This is a genomic window from Streptomyces sp. NPDC006294 (assembly GCF_042870895.1).
In the GTDB taxonomy this organism is placed as follows: domain Bacteria; phylum Actinomycetota; class Actinomycetes; order Streptomycetales; family Streptomycetaceae; genus Streptomyces.
This window is the reverse complement of record NZ_JBIAHV010000005.1, coordinates 1-17,803: the sequence shown is the minus strand read 5'-3', so window position 1 is coordinate 17,803 and position 17,803 is coordinate 1. Positions and strand designations below refer to the sequence as shown.

General features: G+C 69.0%; 15 protein-coding genes. 11 read left to right on the top strand and 4 right to left on the bottom strand.

The features are described from left to right. Window positions 1–123: 123 nt before the first annotated feature. Window positions 124–462: a WXG100 family type VII secretion target gene (locus ACFYOP_RS09905; RefSeq protein ID WP_356895771.1), complete on the top strand. Its 339-nt coding sequence runs from the start codon at window positions 124–126 to the stop codon at window positions 460–462. A 58-nt stretch (window positions 463–520) separates the two neighbouring features. Beyond that, a complete protein-coding gene (locus tag ACFYOP_RS09900; RefSeq protein WP_356895773.1) occupies window positions 521–817 on the top strand; it encodes a WXG100 family type VII secretion target in 297 nt (98 codons plus the stop codon). A gap of 67 nt (window positions 818–884) precedes the next feature. Here ACFYOP_RS09900 and ACFYOP_RS09895 read toward each other — a convergent pair whose 3' ends face one another. Then, window positions 885–1,130: a DUF397 domain-containing protein gene (locus tag ACFYOP_RS09895; protein ID WP_356899570.1), complete on the bottom strand. Its 246-nt coding sequence runs from the start codon at window positions 1,128–1,130 to the stop codon at window positions 885–887. Window positions 1,131–1,235: 105 nt separating this feature from the next. Beyond that, on the bottom strand, window positions 1,236–5,186 hold the full coding sequence (eccCa, locus tag ACFYOP_RS09890) for a type VII secretion protein EccCa (RefSeq protein WP_356899569.1): 3,951 nt from the start codon (window positions 5,184–5,186) through the stop codon (window positions 1,236–1,238). 186 nt (window positions 5,187–5,372) lie between these two features. Here eccCa and eccD point away from each other — a divergent pair, with 186 nt between their 5' ends. The 6 genes from eccD to ACFYOP_RS09860 all read left to right on the top strand — a co-directional run bounded on the left by eccD (window position 5,373) and on the right by ACFYOP_RS09860 (window position 12,503). After that, the gene (gene eccD, locus ACFYOP_RS09885) at window positions 5,373–6,851 is read left to right on the top strand and encodes a type VII secretion integral membrane protein EccD (RefSeq protein ID WP_356899568.1); all 1,479 of its coding nucleotides are present in this window, start codon (window positions 5,373–5,375) and stop codon (window positions 6,849–6,851) included. A 223-nt stretch (window positions 6,852–7,074) separates the two neighbouring features. Next, window positions 7,075–7,362 (top strand): 30S ribosomal protein S15, encoded by a 288-nt coding sequence (rpsO, locus tag ACFYOP_RS09880; RefSeq protein ID WP_356899567.1) that lies wholly within the window; start codon window positions 7,075–7,077, stop codon window positions 7,360–7,362. 315 nt (window positions 7,363–7,677) lie between these two features. Further along, window positions 7,678–9,894 (top strand): polyribonucleotide nucleotidyltransferase, encoded by a 2,217-nt coding sequence (locus ACFYOP_RS09875; protein WP_356899566.1) that lies wholly within the window; start codon window positions 7,678–7,680, stop codon window positions 9,892–9,894. Beyond that, the gene (locus tag ACFYOP_RS09870; protein WP_356899565.1) at window positions 9,891–11,270 is read left to right on the top strand and encodes a pitrilysin family protein; all 1,380 of its coding nucleotides are present in this window, start codon (window positions 9,891–9,893) and stop codon (window positions 11,268–11,270) included. The genes ACFYOP_RS09875 and ACFYOP_RS09870 overlap by 4 nt, the downstream gene beginning before the upstream one ends. Window positions 11,271–11,289: 19 nt before the next feature. Beyond that, the gene (gene dapB, locus ACFYOP_RS09865; RefSeq protein ID WP_356899564.1) at window positions 11,290–12,042 is read left to right on the top strand and encodes a 4-hydroxy-tetrahydrodipicolinate reductase; all 753 of its coding nucleotides are present in this window, start codon (window positions 11,290–11,292) and stop codon (window positions 12,040–12,042) included. Between the two features lie 8 nt (window positions 12,043–12,050). Continuing rightward, window positions 12,051–12,503, top strand: coding sequence for a tetratricopeptide repeat protein (locus tag ACFYOP_RS09860; protein WP_356899563.1), 453 nt, complete (start codon window positions 12,051–12,053; stop codon window positions 12,501–12,503). Window positions 12,504–12,539: 36 nt separating this feature from the next. On the opposite strand, the gene ACFYOP_RS09855 is transcribed toward ACFYOP_RS09860, so the two are convergent. Continuing rightward, window positions 12,540–13,085, bottom strand: coding sequence for a hypothetical protein (locus ACFYOP_RS09855; protein WP_356899562.1), 546 nt, complete (start codon window positions 13,083–13,085; stop codon window positions 12,540–12,542). Window positions 13,086–13,255: 170 nt separating this feature from the next. Further along, entirely contained in the window at window positions 13,256–13,495 is a 240-nt protein-coding gene (locus ACFYOP_RS09850; protein ID WP_356899561.1) for a hypothetical protein, read from the bottom strand. 154 nt (window positions 13,496–13,649) lie between these two features. Here ACFYOP_RS09850 and thyX point away from each other — a divergent pair, with 154 nt between their 5' ends. The 3 genes from thyX (at window position 13,650) to ACFYOP_RS09835 (ending at window position 17,349) form a co-directional block, all read left to right on the top strand. Beyond that, window positions 13,650–14,387: an FAD-dependent thymidylate synthase gene (gene thyX, locus ACFYOP_RS09845; protein ID WP_356899560.1), complete on the top strand. Its 738-nt coding sequence runs from the start codon at window positions 13,650–13,652 to the stop codon at window positions 14,385–14,387. A gap of 214 nt (window positions 14,388–14,601) precedes the next feature. Continuing rightward, complete coding sequence (gene dapA / locus ACFYOP_RS09840; protein ID WP_356899559.1) at window positions 14,602–15,501, top strand: 4-hydroxy-tetrahydrodipicolinate synthase; 900 nt, start codon at window positions 14,602–14,604, stop codon at window positions 15,499–15,501. Window positions 15,502–15,663: 162 nt separating this feature from the next. Beyond that, window positions 15,664–17,349 carry a ribonuclease J gene (locus tag ACFYOP_RS09835; RefSeq protein ID WP_356899558.1) on the top strand — a complete coding sequence of 562 codons (1,686 nt, stop codon included), beginning with the start codon at window positions 15,664–15,666 and terminating at the stop codon, window positions 17,347–17,349. Window positions 17,350–17,803: the final 454 nt, after the last annotated feature.

Here is a 17,803-nt window from a genome sequence, read left to right as displayed (position 1 = left end):
ACTTTGCAGTTGGAACCGTCATATCAAGTGGATAGACTGACGGTCGGACCATTGGTCCGGGTCACGGGGGCGGCATCCGAACGGCTTCCGTCTACAGTCACTGTCGCAGGAAGAAGGGGCACGATGTCGGACAAGAACCTCGACGTAACCACCGGTGATATCACCGAACTCAGTGGCAAGATCCAGAACTTCCAGATCGAGCTGGGCAACCGGATCACCTCCCTGAACCGGGTGGTCGACACCATCCAGGCGGGCTGGAAGGGTGCGGCGAGCCAGCAGTACGACGCGGTGCAGACGCGTGTGAACCGCCGTCTGAGCAGCCTGCAGCAGAGCCTCGAGAACCTCGAGCGAATGGTGAAGATCAGCGCCGACGGCTTCGACGAGGAGGAGCGCAAGCGCATGTCGTCCTTCGCCGGCATGGAGAACGCGAAGGGCAACAGCAGCGCCATCCTCGACGTCTGATCCAGGCAGTCCGACCGCCTGAACCCATTTCGTTGAACTTCGCTACTAGGAGCACACCATGACCACTGCCGTCAATTACGACACAGTGACCCAGGCCGCGCGCGACACGCTCAAGACCGCCTCGGACCTGGACGCGGAACTCCGCACCCTGCTGGGACACGTCAACCGCGTCGCCGGTTCGTGGCAGGGTGAGGCCAAGGAGGCCTACGTGGCCATCCAGCGCCAGCTGGCCTCCGACATGGAAGGCATGAACCAGGACCTGCAGACGATCGCCCGCCTGCTCGGCGACGCTGTTGTCGGCTACCAGGACACCGACAAGGGCAACGCCGCCCGCTTCCGCATGATGATGGGCTGAGCGAACCGTCTCCCGTACGCGAGGGGGCTGCCCGCCGACGGCGGGCAGCCCCCTCGCGTCGTCACGGCTACTTGAGGTCGAACTCCCCGTCCCGTGCGCCCAGCACGAACGCTCGCCACTCGGCTTCCGTGTAGCGCAGCACGGTGTCGTGGTCGAGTGACGACCGCATCGCCACCGCGCCGTTCGGCAGGTGGGCGATCTCCACCCGCTCCTCGTCCGGACTCGTGCCGGGAGCGCCGACCCACTCCACCCCGGAGATGTCGAGGGCGTACAGCTCGTCCTTCTGGCGTTCCTTCTCGACTGCGTCAGCCATCGGCGCGGTCCCTCCCATGGGTTGGCCTACGAGGTGCAGAGGGCCACACTACTGCGTGCGCCCCGGCGGTCTTGTCGACCGCCGGGGCGCTGTGCATCGACCCGTTCACTGACCGGGGAACCAGCCGAGCTGCACCAGCGGATTGCCTCGCTTGCGCGACACGAACGTGCCGCGACCGGGAGGCATCGGGCGGGCGCGCACGTTGCCCATGATGTCGCCCTCGCTCGGGTTGCCGGACAGGACCACGCCCTGGGCGCCCAGTTCCTTCATCCGCTGCATGAACGGCTCGAACATGGCCCGGGACGCGCCGGCCGCGTTGCGCGCGACGATGAAGCGGACACCGACATCGCGCGCGTACGGCAGCTGCTCGGCCAGCGACGCCAGCGGGTTCGCCGAGTTGGTCGCGACCAGCTCGTAGTCGTCGATCAGGACGAACAGTTGTGGCCCCGACCACCAACTGCGGTCGCGCAGTTGCTGCGGTGTGATGTCCGGTTTCGGCGCGCGCCGCTGCATCACCGTGGAGATCGCTTCCATGTGCATCTCCATGGCCGACGCCATCGGCGCGTACTCGAGCAGGTGGGTCCCCGGGACCGCCTCCAGCATGGTGCGCCGGTAGTCACCCACGACGATCCGAGCCTGTTCGGGCGTGTACCGCTCGCAGATCTGCTTGGCGACCAGCCGCAGCAGATTCGTCTTCCCGGACTCGCTCTCGCCGAACACCATCAGGAACGGGTCCGTCTCGAAATCGACGAACACCGGTTCCAGGTTTGTCTCGTCGATGCCGATCGCGATGCCGTGCTGCGGGTACTCGAAGCCCTTCGGCAGCTGCTCCGCGAGGAGCCGGCGGGGCAGCAGCCGGATCGCCGGTGCGGGCGGACCCGACCAGTGGCCCTTGACGGACTCGACGAACGCCCCAGCGCCCTCGGCCAGATCGGCGGAGCTGCTCATCGAGTCGATCCGCGGCAGCGCGGCCATGAAGTGCAGTTTCTCCGGCACCTGGCCGCGGCCCGGCACCCCGGCCGGGACGTTCGCCGCGACCTTGCGGTCGAACTCGGAGTCCATGACATCACCCAGGCGAAGCTCGAGCCGGCCGAGCATCTGGTCCTTGAGTGCCGCCCGCACCTCCATGTAACGGGCGGCCGTGATGACGACGTGGATGCCGTAGCCGAGACCACGAGCGGCGAGGTCCGAGACGATCGGCTCCAGCATCTCGTAGTCGTTCTTGAAGCCGCCCCAGCCGTCGATGACCAGGAAGACGTCCCCCCAGGCCTCGCCGGGCAGCTCGCCCGCCGCCCGCTTGCGCCGGTACGTCTGCATGGAGTCGATGCCGTTGGCGCGGAAGAACTCTTCACGCCGGTTCAGCACACCCAGGACCTCGGCGACGGCACGCCGCACCCGCTCCGGGTCGAGGCGTGAGGCGACGCCACCGACGTGCGGCAGGTCGCTGAGGGACGACAGGCCGCCACCACCGAAGTCGAGTGCGTAGAACTGGACTTCGCTCGGCGTATGGGTGAGCGCGAAGGAGGAGATCAGCGTCCGCATCAGCGTCGACTTGCCGGACTGCGGACCGCCCACGACCATCATGTGGCCGGCCGCGCCGGAGAAGTCCCGGTACAGCACTTCGCGACGCTGCTCGAACGGCTTGTCGATCAGACCCAGCGGGACGACGAGACCGCCGGGCCGGGTGTACTCGGTGGCACTCAGCCCGCGATCCGGGGTCGGAGCGAGGCCGGGCAGCAGCTGGTCGAGGGTCGGCGCCTGGTCCAGCGGCGGCAGCCACACCTGATGCGCCGGCACGCCCTGGCCCTCCAGCCGGCGCACGATCACATCGAGGACCGTGTCGGAGAGGGCATCGTCCGGGGTGGTCGGTCCGTTGTCCGCCGCCGGGTCCGGAGCCGCGTACACGACCGGTACGGGTGTCGCGGTGAACACGGCGGGCCGTCGCTCGATGGGCAGCGGGCCCATCGACAGGTCGGGCCCGCCGGTGCGGTACGTACCCGAGACGTACGCCGCCTTGAAGCGGGTCATCTCCTCCGTACCGAACTTCAGATAGCCCGAACCCGGCACGGAGGGCAGGTGGTAGGCGTCGGGGACGCCGATCGCCGTGCGCGACTCGGCCGCCGAGAAGGTGCGCAGACCGATCCGGTACGACAGATAGGTGTCGAGGCCGCGCAGCTTGCCCTCCTCGAGGCGCTGCGACGCGAGAAGCAGATGCACACCCAGCGAACGGCCGATGCGGCCGATCTGGATGAACATGTCGATGAAGTCGGGCTTGGCCGTGAGGAGTTCGGAGAACTCGTCCAGGACCAGCACGAGCGACGCGAGGGGCTCCAGGGCGGCACCGGCCGCACGGGCCTTCTCGTAGTCGTGGATGTTGGCGTAGTTGCCCGACTTGTGCAGCAGTTCCTGGCGGCGCTGCAGCTCACCGCGGATCGCGTCGCCCATGCGGTCGACCAGTGTCAGGTCGTCCGACAGGTTGGTTATGACGGCCGCGACGTGCGGCATCTGCGACATTCCCGCGAACGTCGCACCACCCTTGAAGTCCGCGAGGACGAAGTTGAGCGTCTCGGAGGAGTGCGTCACGGCGAGGCCGAGCACCAGGGTCCGCAGCAGTTCCGACTTGCCGGAACCGGTCGCGCCGACGCACAGACCGTGCGGGCCCATGCCCTCCTGCGCGGCCTCCTTGAGGTCCAGCATGACCGGCTGGCCGTCCTCGCCGACACCGATCGGCACCCGCAGCCGCTCGGCCACCGAACGGGGACGCCAGGTGCGGGCCACATCGACCCCGGCGGCGTCGCCGAGGTTCAGCAGATCCGTGAAGTCCAGGTTGGCGAGCAGCGGTTCGTCGTCGTCACCACCCCCCATCCGCAGTGGGGCAAGCTGGCGGGCCAGTGCCTCCGCCGCGGGCAGCGAGATGCCGTCGGGCACCCCCTCGTACGCGACCCGGGAGCCCGACTCCAGCCGGAGCCTGCCCGGGCGCACCACGATGGACAGCCCGCCGCGCGGCTCGTCGAGGTCGCCGGGGACGACCTCGACGATGGTGACGCCCTGCAGCCCTTCGGCCGCCGCGAACAGCGAGTCCGGCGGCACCATCCCGCCGTCGAGGACCACGACGATGTGCGGCTGGTCCATCACGGGCTGGTTCTCACGGCTGAAACGAGGCCGGCCGTCGAGCCGGCTGTGCAGCAGCTGCTCCAGCTCTCCGAGGTCGTCGCCGAACAGGCGCTTGGTGCCCGCGCCGTCCACCTGGCCGGGAACCTGGGTGTGCGGCAGCCACTTCGTCCAGTCCCACCGTGCGACCGCGCCCGGCGCGGTCACCACCGCCAGCATCAGGTCCTCGGGCGAGTGCAGCGTCACCAGCTGGGCGACGAGCGCGCGGGTCGTGGACTGCGCCGACTCGGGCTCGCCGGAGACGGTCACGTGGTAGAAGGCGCGCATCGAGACAGCCATCGGCAGTCCGTCCAACGAGCCGTGCGTCGCCAGGAACTGCTGCATCGCACCGGCCGCGAGCGGCTCCAGCTCATCGACCGGCGCCGTGTCAGGAGCTATCAGCGGTGTCGCGAGCTGCTGGGCTCCGAGGCCGACGCGGACCTGCGCGAAGTCCTTGTCACCCACGCGCCGTTCCCAGAGCCGCGACCCCTCGGCGACCACCGACCACAACTGCTCGGGGGAAGGGTGCAGATACAGCTGGGCATCACGCTGCTTACGGGCGGTCCTGCGCACGGTACGCCGGGTCTGCGCGAGGTATTTGAGGTAGTCGCGGCGGACATCTGCCATTTGCCCCTGCGTACCCCGGCGGTGCCTGACGACCTGTGCGATGACCATCGCCAGCGTCGACACCAGCATCAGCACACCCATGATGCGCATGAAGGGCGGTGCCTGCGGCGAGAAGAAGAAGACCACGGACGAGCCCATGCCGAGCACCGGCAGGACCTGCATCAGCATGCCCTCCTGCTGGCCGCGCGGAAGTTCCGGAGGCGCCTCCAGCATCAGTTCCTCGACGGGAACTTCGGGCGGCAGGGACCTCGGCGGGCGTTTCACGACGATCTGGCTCACCGGAGCATCAATCCCTCGAGACGGACGGAAGAACGGATGGGCACCTTCCGCCACCGACGTCCCGGAACCGGGTGATCGGCGCGCTCCCCTCCGCGCGACGGTGATCCTACTTGCAGACCCGTTCGGCGTGTCCCGGTAGGGTGGCGCGCGCATCGTGCGCAACCGCGAATCAGGGGGTCCACACACGTGAGTACGACCGCAGCGACCGGCTTCTGCCGCGTCACAGTGGTGGCGCCGGACAGCCGTATCGATGTCGCCCTCCCCGAGGACATCGCCGTCGCCGACGTCTACCCGGAGATTCTGCGCCTGACCGGTCAGACCCAGGCCGCCGGCGCGCCCACGGGGTATCACCTGGTCCGCCGGGACGGCACGGTCCTCGAGGGCGCCCGCTCCCTCGCCGCCCAACAGGTGCTCGACGGCGAGGTGCTGAGCCTGCGCCCCTTCGCCGAGTCGCTGCCCCCGGCGGTCTTCGACGACGTCTCGGACGCGGTGGCATCGGCCGTGGTGCGCGACCGTCATCTGTGGAGCGACGACCTGCTGCGCGGCGCCGGTCTCGTCGGTGGTGTGGTCCTGCTGGTCCTGATGGGCTTCGTGCTGTGGTTCGCCGATCCGGTCCGCCACGACATGCACGGCCTGCCCGGCATCATCGCGGGCGCCGCCGGTGTGCTCCTCACCGCCTTCGCGGGCGTACGGGCACGGGTCTACGGGGACCGTGCCACGGCCGTCGCACTCGGGCTGGGGGCGCTGCCGCTTCTGCTGATCGCGGGCTCCGGGATCATCGGCCCGGACGCGGGCCACGGCCCCGGCCGACTGCAGTTCCTGCTCGGCTGTGTGGCCGTGCTGATCGCCTCGGTGGCGCTCGTCGCCCTGACCCCGAGTGGTGACGCCCCCTTCGTCGCCGCCACCTTCCTCGCGGCCACCGGCACCGTCGCCACCTTCGTGGCGATCACGGCCGATTCCTCAGCGACCGGGACAGCGGCCGTCGTCGTACCGGTCGGCATCGGCCTGGTCGCCTTCCTGCCGGGCCTGTCCGCACGCTTCGCCCGGCTGCCCATCGGCTACGCCGCTCCCCGCAGCGCCGCCGACGACTTCGACAGCGACGCCTACGCCGACCCCGACGCGACGCCCGAGGCGGAGCCGGTCGACGCCGAGCGGATCGCCGCCCAGGCGCGCCGGGGTCACGAGATGCTGCTCGGCCTGGTCGGCGGCTGCGCCGCGGTCGTCGTCGGCTGCGCCGCCGTGCTCGGCTTCTCCAGCAATGTCTGGGGTCAGTGCCTGGCCTTGGCCGCCGGTCTCGCGATGCTTCTGCGTGCCCGCCTCTTCCGCTACACGTCCCAGGTCGCCTGCACCCTGGTCGCCGGCATCGCCGCCATCGGCCTGCTCGTCCTCGGCGTCTCGCTGAACCCGCCGGTCGACCTGGTGAAGGACTTGCTGATGTACGGCGACCGGGCCGGCCTGGACATCCGTACGATCTGGCTCACGGCCGCGGTGGCAGCGGGCGCCGCCCTGGTCACGGCGATCGGTCTCGTCATCCCGAAGAAGGGCCTGTCACCCTTCTGGGGCCGACTCCTCGACATCGCCGAGGGCGCGGTGCTCCTCTCCCTGGTCCCGCTCTGCCTGGCCGTGCTCGACGTCTACGGCGCGGCCCGGTCGCTCACCAGCTAGTGCCCCTCCCGGCAACCTTTGGCCGGTCGCGGCACCAGCCGCCGGGTCCCCGGCCGGACGGGCTCCGGCGGACTGGTACGCTGTGTGACGGCCGTCTGTGTACGCGCCCCGGATCACCCCGGGTGCAGCGCCCATCGGCCTTCGCCTCCGAGTCACGGAAGCTCCCCTGAGACAGAGACCAGGGGCACTCGCGGGCGCATCGAAACACCAAGAGGAGTACCGAGTGTCTCTCGACGCCGCTACGAAGAAGCAGCTCATCGACGAGTTCGGCACCAAGGAGGGCGACACCGGTTCCCCCGAGGTGCAGGTCGCGATGCTCTCCCGCCGTATCTCGGACCTGACCGAGCACCTCAAGACGCACAAGCACGACCACCACTCCCGTCGTGGTCTGCTGATCCTGGTCGGTCAGCGCCGCCGTCTGCTGCAGTACCTGGCCAAGAAGGACATCCAGCGCTTCCGTACGCTGGTCGACCGGCTCGGTATCCGCCGCGGTGCGGCCGGCGCCAAGTAAGTCGCCGTGAAGGGAGCGGTTCCCACGATGGGGCCGCTCCCTTTGCTGTACTCGCCGGACCTTCCGCACCCGCAGTACCCGTCGCACACGCCGCTGTACGTGCGCGATGGGCCGGACGCCAATTAGTCTGGTCGCACAACGACACACTCATGAGCGAGAGGCCGCCTCCTCGCCGCCGGTCCTCGGTAGTGGCCCCCGGACAACATCCCCGGGTGCTTCGATCGAAGACCGGCCCGCACACAGGGCGCGCTTCTCCGCTCCGTCCCCGGCCACACGGGCCGGCGGGCAAAAGACGATACGTAGGAGAAACCGCTGGTGGAGAACGAGACCCACTACGCCGAGGCCGTCATCGACAATGGCACCTTCGGTACCCGCACCATCCGCTTCGAGACGGGCCGCCTTGCCAAGCAGGCCGCCGGTTCCGCCGTGGCGTACCTGGACGACGACACCATGGTGCTGTCGGCCACCACCGCTTCCAAGAAGCCCAAGGACCAGCTCGACTTCTTCCCCCTCACGGTGGACGTCGAGGAGCGGATGTACGCAGCCGGCAAGATCCCCGGCTCGTTCTTCCGCCGTGAGGGCCGGCCCTCCGAGGACGCGATCCTCACCTGCCGCCTGATCGACCGGCCGCTGCGCCCCTCCTTCAAGAAGGGCCTGCGCAACGAGATCCAGATCGTCGAGACGATCATGGCTCTCAACCCCGACCACCTGTACGACGTGGTCGCGATCAACGCCGCCTCCTGCTCCACGCAGCTGGCCGGCCTGCCCTTCTCCGGCCCGATCGGCGGCACCCGTGTCGCGCTGATCAAGGGCCAGTGGGTCGCCTTCCCGACGCACACCGAGCTCGAGGACGCCGTCTTCGACATGGTGGTCGCCGGTCGCGTCCTGGAGGACGGCGACGTCGCGATCATGATGGTCGAGGCCGAGGCCACCGAGAAGACGATCGAGCTCGTCAAGGGCGGCGCGGAAGCGCCGACCGAGGAGATCGTCGCCGCCGGTCTCGAGGCCGCGAAGCCCTTCATCAAGGTCCTGTGCAAGGCGCAGTCGGACCTCGCCGCCAAGGCTGCCAAGCCCACCGGCGAGTTCCCCGTCTTCCTCGACTACCAGGACGACGTCCTGGAGGCGCTCACCGCCGCGGTCAGGAGCGAGCTCGCCCAGGCGCTCACCATCGCGGGCAAGCAGGAGCGCGAGACCGAGCTCGACCGCATCAAGGAGCTCGCCGCCGAGAAGCTCCTCCCGGCCTTCGAGGGCCGCGAGAAGGAGATCTCGGGCGCCTACCGCGCGCTGACCAAGAAGCTGGTCCGCGAGCGGATCATCAAGGACAAGGTCCGCATCGACGGCCGCGGCATCACGGACATCCGTACGCTGGCCGCCGAGGTCGAGGCGATCCCGCGCGTGCACGGCTCCGCGCTGTTCGAGCGTGGCGAGACCCAGATCCTGGGCGTCACCACCCTGAACATGCTCCGCATGGAGCAGATGCTGGACACCCTTTCCCCGGTGACCCGCAAGCGCTACATGCACAACTACAACTTCCCGCCGTACTCCGTCGGTGAGACCGGCCGCGTGGGCTCGCCCAAGCGCCGCGAGATCGGCCACGGCGCGCTCGCCGAGCGCGCCATGGTGCCGGTGCTGCCGACGCGCGAGGAGTTCCCGTACGCGATCCGCCAGGTGTCCGAGGCTCTCGGTTCCAACGGCTCGACGTCCATGGGCTCGGTCTGCGCCTCCACCATGTCGCTGCTGAACGCCGGTGTGCCGCTCAAGGCCCCCGTCGCCGGTATCGCCATGGGCCTGATCTCCGAGGAGATCGACGGCAAGACGCACTACGTGGCCCTCACCGACATCCTCGGTGCCGAGGACGCGTTCGGTGACATGGACTTCAAGGTCGCCGGTACGAAGACCTTCGTCACCGCGCTCCAGCTCGACACCAAGCTCGACGGCATCCCCGCCTCGGTCCTGGCCGCCGCGCTGAAGCAGGCCCGCGACGCCCGCCTCCACATCCTCGATGTGATGAACGAGGCCATCGACGTCCCGGACGAGATGTCCCCCAACGCCCCGCGGATCATCACCGTCAAGATCCCCGTGGACAAGATCGGTGAGGTCATCGGCCCCAAGGGCAAGATGATCAACCAGATCCAGGAGGACACCGGCGCCGACATCACGATCGAGGACGACGGCACCATCTACATCGGTGCCCAGCAGGGTTCGCAGGCCGAGGCCGCCCGCGCCACGATCAACGGCATCGCCAACCCGACCATGCCGGAGGTCGGCGAGCGCTACCTGGGCACCGTCGTGAAGACGACGACCTTCGGTGCGTTCGTGTCCCTGCTCCCGGGCAAGGACGGTCTGCTGCACATCTCGCAGATCCGCAAGCTCGCCGGCGGCAAGCGCGTGGAGAACGTCGAGGACGTGCTCGCCGTGGGCTCCAAGGTCCAGGTCGAGATCGCCGAGATCGACTCGCGCGGCAAGCTCTCCCTCATCCCCGTGGTCGAGGGCGAAGAGGGCGACGACGCAAAGGACGACACCGACCAGTGACGTCCCGTAGTTCGCAGGCGACGGCCCGCACCTCCTCGGAGGCGCGGGCCGTCGCCCGTACCCAAACACTCCTCAAGGGCAAGGACGGCATCGGCACCGTCCGGCGCACCACCCTCCCCGGCGGGCTGCGCGTGGTCACCGAGACCCTGCCCTCCGTACGGTCCGCCACCTTCGGCATCTGGGCGCACGTCGGCTCGCGCGACGAGACGCCGTCGCTCGGCGGCGCCACGCACTACCTCGAGCACCTCCTCTTCAAGGGCACGAAGAAGCGTTCCGCGCTGGACATCTCCGCCGCCCTCGACGCGGTCGGCGGCGAGATGAACGCCTTCACCGCCAAGGAGTACACCTGCTACTACGCGCGGGTGCTCGACACCGATCTGCCGCTCGCCATCGACGTCGTGTGCGACATGCTCACCGGCTCGCTGATCCTCCAGGAGGACGTCGACGCCGAGCGCGGCGTCATCCTCGAAGAGATCGCGATGACCGAGGACGACCCAGGCGACTGCGTCCACGACCTGTTCGCGCAGACCATGTTCGGCGACACCCCCCTGGGCCGCCCGGTCCTCGGCACCGTCGACACGGTGAACGCGCTGACCGCTGACCGCGTCCGCCGCTTCTACAAGAAGCACTACGACCCGACCCACCTGGTCGTCGCCGCGGCCGGCAACATCGATCACGCCACGGTCGTCCGCCAGGTCCGCCGCGCCTTCGAGAAGGCCGGCGCGCTCTCCCGTACGGACGCCGTGCCCACCGCGCCCCGCTCCGGGAACCGCGTACTGCGCACGGCGGGCAAGGTCGACCTGCTCAGCCGCAGGACGGAGCAGGCGCACGTGGTGCTCGGCATGCCGGGCCTCGCCCGCACCGACGACCGCCGCTGGGCCCTCGGCGTCCTGAACACGGCGCTCGGCGGCGGCATGTCCTCACGCCTCTTCCAGGAGGTCCGGGAGAAGCGCGGCCTCGCCTACAGCGTGTACTCGTACACCTCGGGCTTCGCGGACACCGGCCTCTTCGGCGTGTACGCGGGCTGCCGGCCCAGCCAGGTCCACGACGTGCTCAAGATCTGCCGCGGCGAGCTCGACCGGGTCGCCTCGGAAGGGCTGCCCGACGAGGAGATCGGCCGCGCGATCGGTCAGCTCTCCGGGTCCACGGTCCTCGGTCTGGAGGACACGGGCGCGCTGATGAACCGCATCGGCAAGAGCGAGCTGTGCTGGGGCTCCCAGATGTCGGTCGACGAGATGCTCGCCCGGATCTCGGCGGTCACCCCCGACGAGGTGCGCGCGGTGGCCGCGGACGTACTGGGGCAGCGTCCGTCGCTGTCGGTCATCGGCCCGCTCAAGGACAAGCAGGCGGACCGCCTCCACGAAGCGGTCTCCTAACCCCTAAGGAAACGAAGCGATGAGCAAGCTGCGTGTGGCCGTTCTCGGCGCCAAGGGCCGTATCGGCTCCGAGGCGGTACGAGCGGTCGAGGCCGCCGAGGACATGGAACTCGTCGCGGCGCTCGGCCGCGGCGACGAGCTCGAGTCCCTCGTGGAGTCCGGCGCCCAGGTCGTCGTCGAACTCACCACCCCGGCGTCCGTCATGGACAACCTGGACTTCTGCGTACGCCACGGAATGCACGCGGTCGTCGGGACGACGGGCTGGACGGACGACCGGCTCGCGCGGCTGAACACCGCGCTCGCGGCCTCCCCGCGGACCGGTGTGCTCATCGCGCCCAACTTTTCCATCGGCGCCGTCCTCACCATGAAGTTCGCCCAGCAGGCCGCTCGTTACTACGAGTCGGTCGAGGTCGTCGAGCTGCACCACCCGAACAAGGCGGACGCCCCCTCCGGCACCGCCACCCGCACGGCGCAGCTCATCGCGGCCGCCCGCGCGGAGGCCGGCTGCGCGCCGCAGCCCGACGCCACGGTCACCGCACTGGACGGCGCGCGGGGCGCGGACGTCGACGGCGTCCCGGTGCACGCGGTACGGCTGCGCGGTCTGCTGGCCCACCAGGAGGTCCTGCTCGGCGGCGAGGGCGAGACGCTCACGATCCGCCACGACTCCCTGCACCACAGCAGCTTCATGCCCGGCATCCTGCTCGGCGTCCGCCGTGTGGTGTCCGCTCCCGGCCTCACGTTCGGCCTGGAGAACTTCCTCGACCTCGGCTGAGGCGGACCATGCGCGCAAAGATCACGTACTTCGTCACGGCTGCCGTCCTGGTCGTCTACTTCGTCCTGGTCGGCAGCCGGGGCGTGATGCTGCTGAAGCAGGGCACCGCGCTCACGGTCACGTTCGGGCTCGCCGTGCTGATCCTGCCGGTGATCGGCGGCTGGTTCCTGTGGAAGAACACCCAGTTCGTCAGCCGGGCCAACCGGCTGGCCGCGGAGCTGGAGGCGGAGGGCGGGCTGCCGGTCGACGAGCTGGTCCGGACGCCCGGCGGGCGCATCGACCGTGATTCGGCGGACGCCGTCTTCGCCAAGCGGCGTGCGGAGACCGAGGACTCACCCGGCGACTGGCGCTGCTGGTTCCGGCTGGCCGTCGCCTATCACGACGCGCGTGACACCCCGCGGGCCCGGCGGGCGATGCAGCGGGCGATCGCCCTGCACGACGGCAGGCCCGTCCCGAGCTGACGCCGTCGGCCGGGGAGGCCCCGGGGCGGGCGCCGGTCAGCTGTTGCGGTACTCGGCGCCCCACGCCTCGATGGTGTCCGCGGCGCGGTCGAAAGCCTCGGGGCGCGACAGGAAGTCGGCGTTGTGGTCGGTGAGCAGGGTGACCGGCTCGCCCTGCCGGGCCAGCACCAGTGCCTGCCCCTGCACCGTCCGCGGCAGCCCGAGCCAGCGCACGGGCTGCTGCACCGTGCGGAGCTCAGAGGTGCGACGCCACTGCGTCGTGCTCGTCACGAAGAAGGCGACGCGCCGCAGTCCGTGCCGGCTGACCCAGACACCCATGCGCAGCAGCCTCAGCGCGGCCACGATCACCGTGAAGCCCAGCAGGAAGCACGCACCGGCAGCGGGCATGGCCCCGGCGAAGGCGATGATCATCGCCGCGATCAGCACGAACGAGGCGAGCAGCAGCAGCAGTGCGGCGGCCCCCACCCGCCACGGCCCGGGGCGGTACGGTCGCCGCCACTGGTCGTGATCGTCGAAAGGCAGCGCGACGTCGTCCGTCTGCGTGTCAAAAGCACGGTCGGCCGTCAGGAAGGGCAGGGGCACGACTGATCCTCACTCACCAGCACACTCGGTTGGGCTGTGCCCGGGTGAGGCTACCGAGGCGGCCGGTTGCCTACCACCCCAGGGGGGCCATGGGGGTTGTCCCGGGAGCCGTCGCACGACGCCGGCGGCGTGCGACGGACCGTCAACGGCTCGTCCGTCTCATGGAGAGGTCAGCGGCGCTGGGACGCTTCGGAGGTCTGGGAGTGCCCCGACGTCCGGTCCGTCTCCAGAGCGGGCAGTCCGAAGAGCAGCGACCCGGCCAGCCCGCCCACGACGATCAGCCCGACGAGCCCACGGCCCAGGAGCTGTGAACGGCTGGGACGGACGCGGGGCGGGGGAGTGACGTTGCTGCGGAAGGCGTCGGCCTCGGAGACGAATGCGAAGGGGACGGCTTCTCGCCGGTGGAACATCAGGTGATTCTCCTCGGGAGATCGTGACGCGTGCGACTACTACAGATACAGACGTACGAACGCGCTGGTTGGTGCCATTTCCGCGCAAAGAGCGCCGCGGAATCTGGTCTAGAGTGGTCGCCGCCCGGAGCGCAGCCATTGGAAGGACCCGTCGGTGACCGACACACCCCTGACTGACAAACCGAAGTTCCGCAGCGACGTCACCGTCGAACTGGTGAAGCACACTGCGAGCGACTCGGACGTCCTGTGGGCGGCTCGTGTCTCGACCGCGGGCGAGCAGTCCCTCGACGAGCTCTCGAAGGACGCCGAGCGCTCCAAGGGGCTCATCAACTACCTGATGCGGGACCGCCACGGCAGCCCCTTCGAGCACAACTCGATGACCTTCTTCATCAGCGCCCCGATCTTCGTCTTCCGCGAGTTCATGCGGCACCGGGTGGGTTGGTCGTACAACGAGGAGTCCGGCCGGTACCGGCAGCTCGATCCCGTCTTCTACGTCCCGGGCGAGGACCGGAAGCTCGTGCAGCAGGGGCGTCCCGGCAAGTACGAATTCGTCCAGGGCGACCCGAAGCAGCACCAGGTGGTCACCGAGGCCATGGAGGACGCGTACCAGAGGTCGTACGCGCACTACCTCGCGATGCTCGAAGCGGGCGTCGCCCGCGAGGTCGCCCGGGCCGTCCTCCCCGTCGGCATGTACTCCTCGATGTACGCGACGTGCAACGCCCGGTCGCTGATGCACTTCCTCGGGCTGCGCACCCAGCACGAGCTGGCGAAGGTCCCGTCCTTCCCACAACGTGAGATCGAGATGGTCGGCGAGCAGATGGAGCAGCACTGGGCGAAGCTCATGCCGCTCACGTACGCCGCGTTCAACGCCAACGGACGAATCGCCCCATAGGGCACAGGCGCGCCCGGCCCTCTAGGGCACAGATGTACGGCGGGCGCGGCGAAGTGTCCGTATTGCGGCGTTTCGAGAAGTTCATCTAGGCTGATCAAACGGACCCGGCACTGCTTGAACCCCCGAGCAGGCAGTGCCGGGCTCCGCATGCCACGTCGTACGTCACGTCCCCCGAGGGGACATCCGGCGCTGAGCAGCGAGTAGCGTGTTACCCATGGCTCCGATCTCCACTCCGCAGACCCCCTTCGGGCGGGTCCTCACCGCCATGGTCACGCCTTTCACGGCGGACGGCGCACTTGACGTCTCGGGCGCCCAGCAGCTGGCCGCCCATCTCGTGGACGCAGGCAACGACGGCCTGATCGTCAACGGCACCACCGGCGAGTCGCCCACCACCAGCGACGCGGAGAAAGACCAGCTCGTACGGGCGGTCCTGGAAGCGGTCGGAGACCGGGCCCACGTGGTCGCCGGAATCGGCACCAACGACACCCGCCACAGCATCGAGCTCGCCCGCGCCGCCGAGCGCGCCGGCGCACACGGCCTGCTCGCGGTGACCCCCTACTACAACAAGCCCCCGCAGGAGGGCCTGCTCCGTCACTTCACGGCCATCGCCGACGCGACCGAGCTGCCCGTGATGCTCTACGACATCCCCGGCCGCAGCGGTGTGCCCATCGACACCGAGACGATCGTCCGGCTGGCCGACCACCCGCGGGTCGTCGCCAACAAGGACGCCAAGGGCGACCTGGGCCGCGCCAGCTGGGCCATCGCCCGCAGCGGTCTCGCCTGGTACTCCGGCGACGACATGCTCAACCTGCCGCTGCTCTCCGTCGGCGCCTGTGGGTTCGTCTCCGTCGTGGGCCACGTCGTCACCCCCGAGCTGCGCGCACTGCTGGACGCGTACCGGGGCGGAGACGTCCAGAAGGCGACGGAGATCCACCAGAAGCTGCTCCCGGTGTTCACCGGCATGTTCCGCACCCAGGGCGTCATCACCACCAAGGCGGCGCTGACCCTCCAGGGGCTGCCCGCCGGCCCGCTGCGGCTGCCCCTCGTCGAGCTGTCCCCCGAGGAGACCGCGCAACTCAAGCTCGACCTGGCGGCCGGCGGCGTCCAGCTCTGACCAGACTTCACAACTGAATAGGCGAAGACCGGCCGACGCGACACCGGGCGACCCTCAGCGGTCGGCCGACGGACCCGGCCGGACAAGACAACAGCAAGTGGCATGAATGTCATGTACGCCACGTGCCCCATGGCCGGAGGCGTACATGGTGAGGAGAGTCTTTTGAGTCATCCGCATCCTGAACTCGGCGCCCCGCCCCAACTGGCGAAGGGCGGCCTGCGCGTCACCCCGCTCGGCGGTCTCGGTGAGATCGGCCGGAACATGACCGTCTTCGAGTACGACGGACGGCTGCTCATCGTCGACTGCGGAGTCCTCTTCCCCGAGGAGGAGCAGCCCGGCATCGACCTGATCCTGCCGGACTTCACCACCATCAGGGACCGCCTCGACGACATCGACGGCATCGTGCTCACGCACGGCCACGAGGACCACATCGGCGGCGTCCCCTTCCTGCTCCGCCTGAAGCCGGACATCCCGCTGATCGGCTCCAAGCTGACCCTCGCGCTGATCGAGGCCAAGCTCCAGGAGCACCGCATCCGCCCGTACACCCTCGAAGTGACCGAGGGCCACCGCGAGCGCATCGGTCCTTTCGACTGCGAGTTCATCGCGGTCAACCACTCCATCCCGGACGCGCTGGCCGTGGCCATCCGCACGCCCGCGGGCCTGGCGGTGCACACCGGTGACTTCAAGATGGACCAGCTGCCGCTGGACCGGCGCCTCACCGACCTGCACGCCTTCGCGCGGCTGAGCGAGGAGGGCATCGATCTGCTGCTCTCGGACTCGACGAACGCCGAGGTCCCCGGGTTCGTGCCGCCGGAGCGCGACATCTCCAACGTGCTGCGCACCGTCTTCGCCAACGCGCAGAAGCGCATCATCGTGGCCAGCTTCGCCAGCCACGTCCACCGTATCCAGCAGATCCTGGACGCCGCTCATGAGTACGGAAGGCGCGTCGCCTTCGTCGGGCGTTCGATGGTCCGCAACATGGGCATCGCCCGTGACCTGGGGTATCTGCGGGTTCCGGCCGGACTCGTCGTCGACGTCAAGACCCTTGACGACCTGCCCGACCACCAGGTCGTGCTCGTCTGCACCGGTTCCCAGGGCGAGCCGATGGCCGCCCTCTCCCGGATGGCCAACCGCGACCACCAGATCCGGATCGTCCCGGGCGACACGGTCATCCTGGCCTCGTCCCTCATCCCGGGCAACGAGAACGCGGTCTACCGCGTGATCAACGGCCTGACCCGCTGGGGCGCGAACGTCGTCCACAAGGGCAACGCCAAGGTGCATGTCTCCGGCCACGCGTCGGCCGGCGAGCTGCTGTACTTCTACAACATCTGCAAACCGAAGAACCTGATGCCGGTCCACGGCGAATGGCGACATCTGCGCGCCAACGCGGAGCTCGGCGCCCTGACGGGCGTCCCCAAGGACCACATCGTCATCGCGGAGGACGGCGTCGTCGTCGACCTCGTCGACGGCAAGGCCAGAATCGTCGGCAAGGTCCAGGCCGGCTATGTGTACGTCGACGGCCTGTCCGTCGGTGACGTCACGGAGCCCGCGCTCAAGGACCGTCGCATCCTCGGGGAAGAGGGCATCATCTCCGTCTTCCTCGTCGTCGACAGCACGACGGGCAAGGTCGTCGGCGGACCCAACATCCATGCGAGAGGGTCCGGTATCGACGACGCGGCGTTCTCGGCGGTCATGCCCAAGATCGAGGACGCGATCGCCAGGTCGGCCTCCGACGGCGTCGCCGAGCCCCACCAACTGCAGCAGTTGGTCCGCCGCACGGTGGGCAAGTGGGTCTCCGACACCTACCGCCGGCGTCCGATGATCCTCCCGGTCGTGGTCGAGGTCTGACGCGACTCGGGCGCTGCTCGAAGCTGCTCGGCGCTGCTCAGACAGCGCCAACACCGGAGCGGGGCCCCCGATTTGCATCGGGGCACCCCGCTCCAGTACGTTTACGTCTCCGCCCGGACGGGAACCCCGCACACTTATATGTGCTTCGTGGTGCCCGGAGGGGGCGGGGAATTCCGACTCAGAATCTCTGATAAAGTCGGAGCCGCCGGAAAGGGAAACGCGAAAGCGGAAACCTGAAAGGCAAAGCAGAACCCCGCCGGCCGGGAATCGGACACGAAAGAGTCTGATAGAGTCGGAAACGCAAGACCGAAGGGAAGCGCCCGGAGGAAAGCCCACAGGGAGACCTGAGGGTGAGTACAAAGGAAGCGTCCGTTCCTTGAGAACTCAACAGTGTGCCAAAAATCAACGCCAGATATGTTGATACCCCGTCCATCTTCGGATGGTCGAGGTTCCT

Coding starts and splice junctions, on each gene's coding strand:
- ACFYOP_RS09905 (WP_356895771.1), top strand. CDS start 124: ATGTCGGACAAGAACCTCGACGTAACCACCGGTGATATCACCGAACTC.
- ACFYOP_RS09900 (WP_356895773.1), top strand. CDS start 521: ATGACCACTGCCGTCAATTACGACACAGTGACCCAGGCCGCGCGCGAC.
- ACFYOP_RS09895 (WP_356899570.1), bottom strand. CDS start 1,130: ATGGCTGACGCAGTCGAGAAGGAACGCCAGAAGGACGAGCTGTACGCC.
- dapB (WP_356899564.1), top strand. CDS start 11,290: ATGAGCAAGCTGCGTGTGGCCGTTCTCGGCGCCAAGGGCCGTATCGGC.
- ACFYOP_RS09860 (WP_356899563.1), top strand. CDS start 12,051: ATGCGCGCAAAGATCACGTACTTCGTCACGGCTGCCGTCCTGGTCGTC.
- ACFYOP_RS09850 (WP_356899561.1), bottom strand. CDS start 13,495: ATGTTCCACCGGCGAGAAGCCGTCCCCTTCGCATTCGTCTCCGAGGCC.
- dapA (WP_356899559.1), top strand. CDS start 14,602: ATGGCTCCGATCTCCACTCCGCAGACCCCCTTCGGGCGGGTCCTCACC.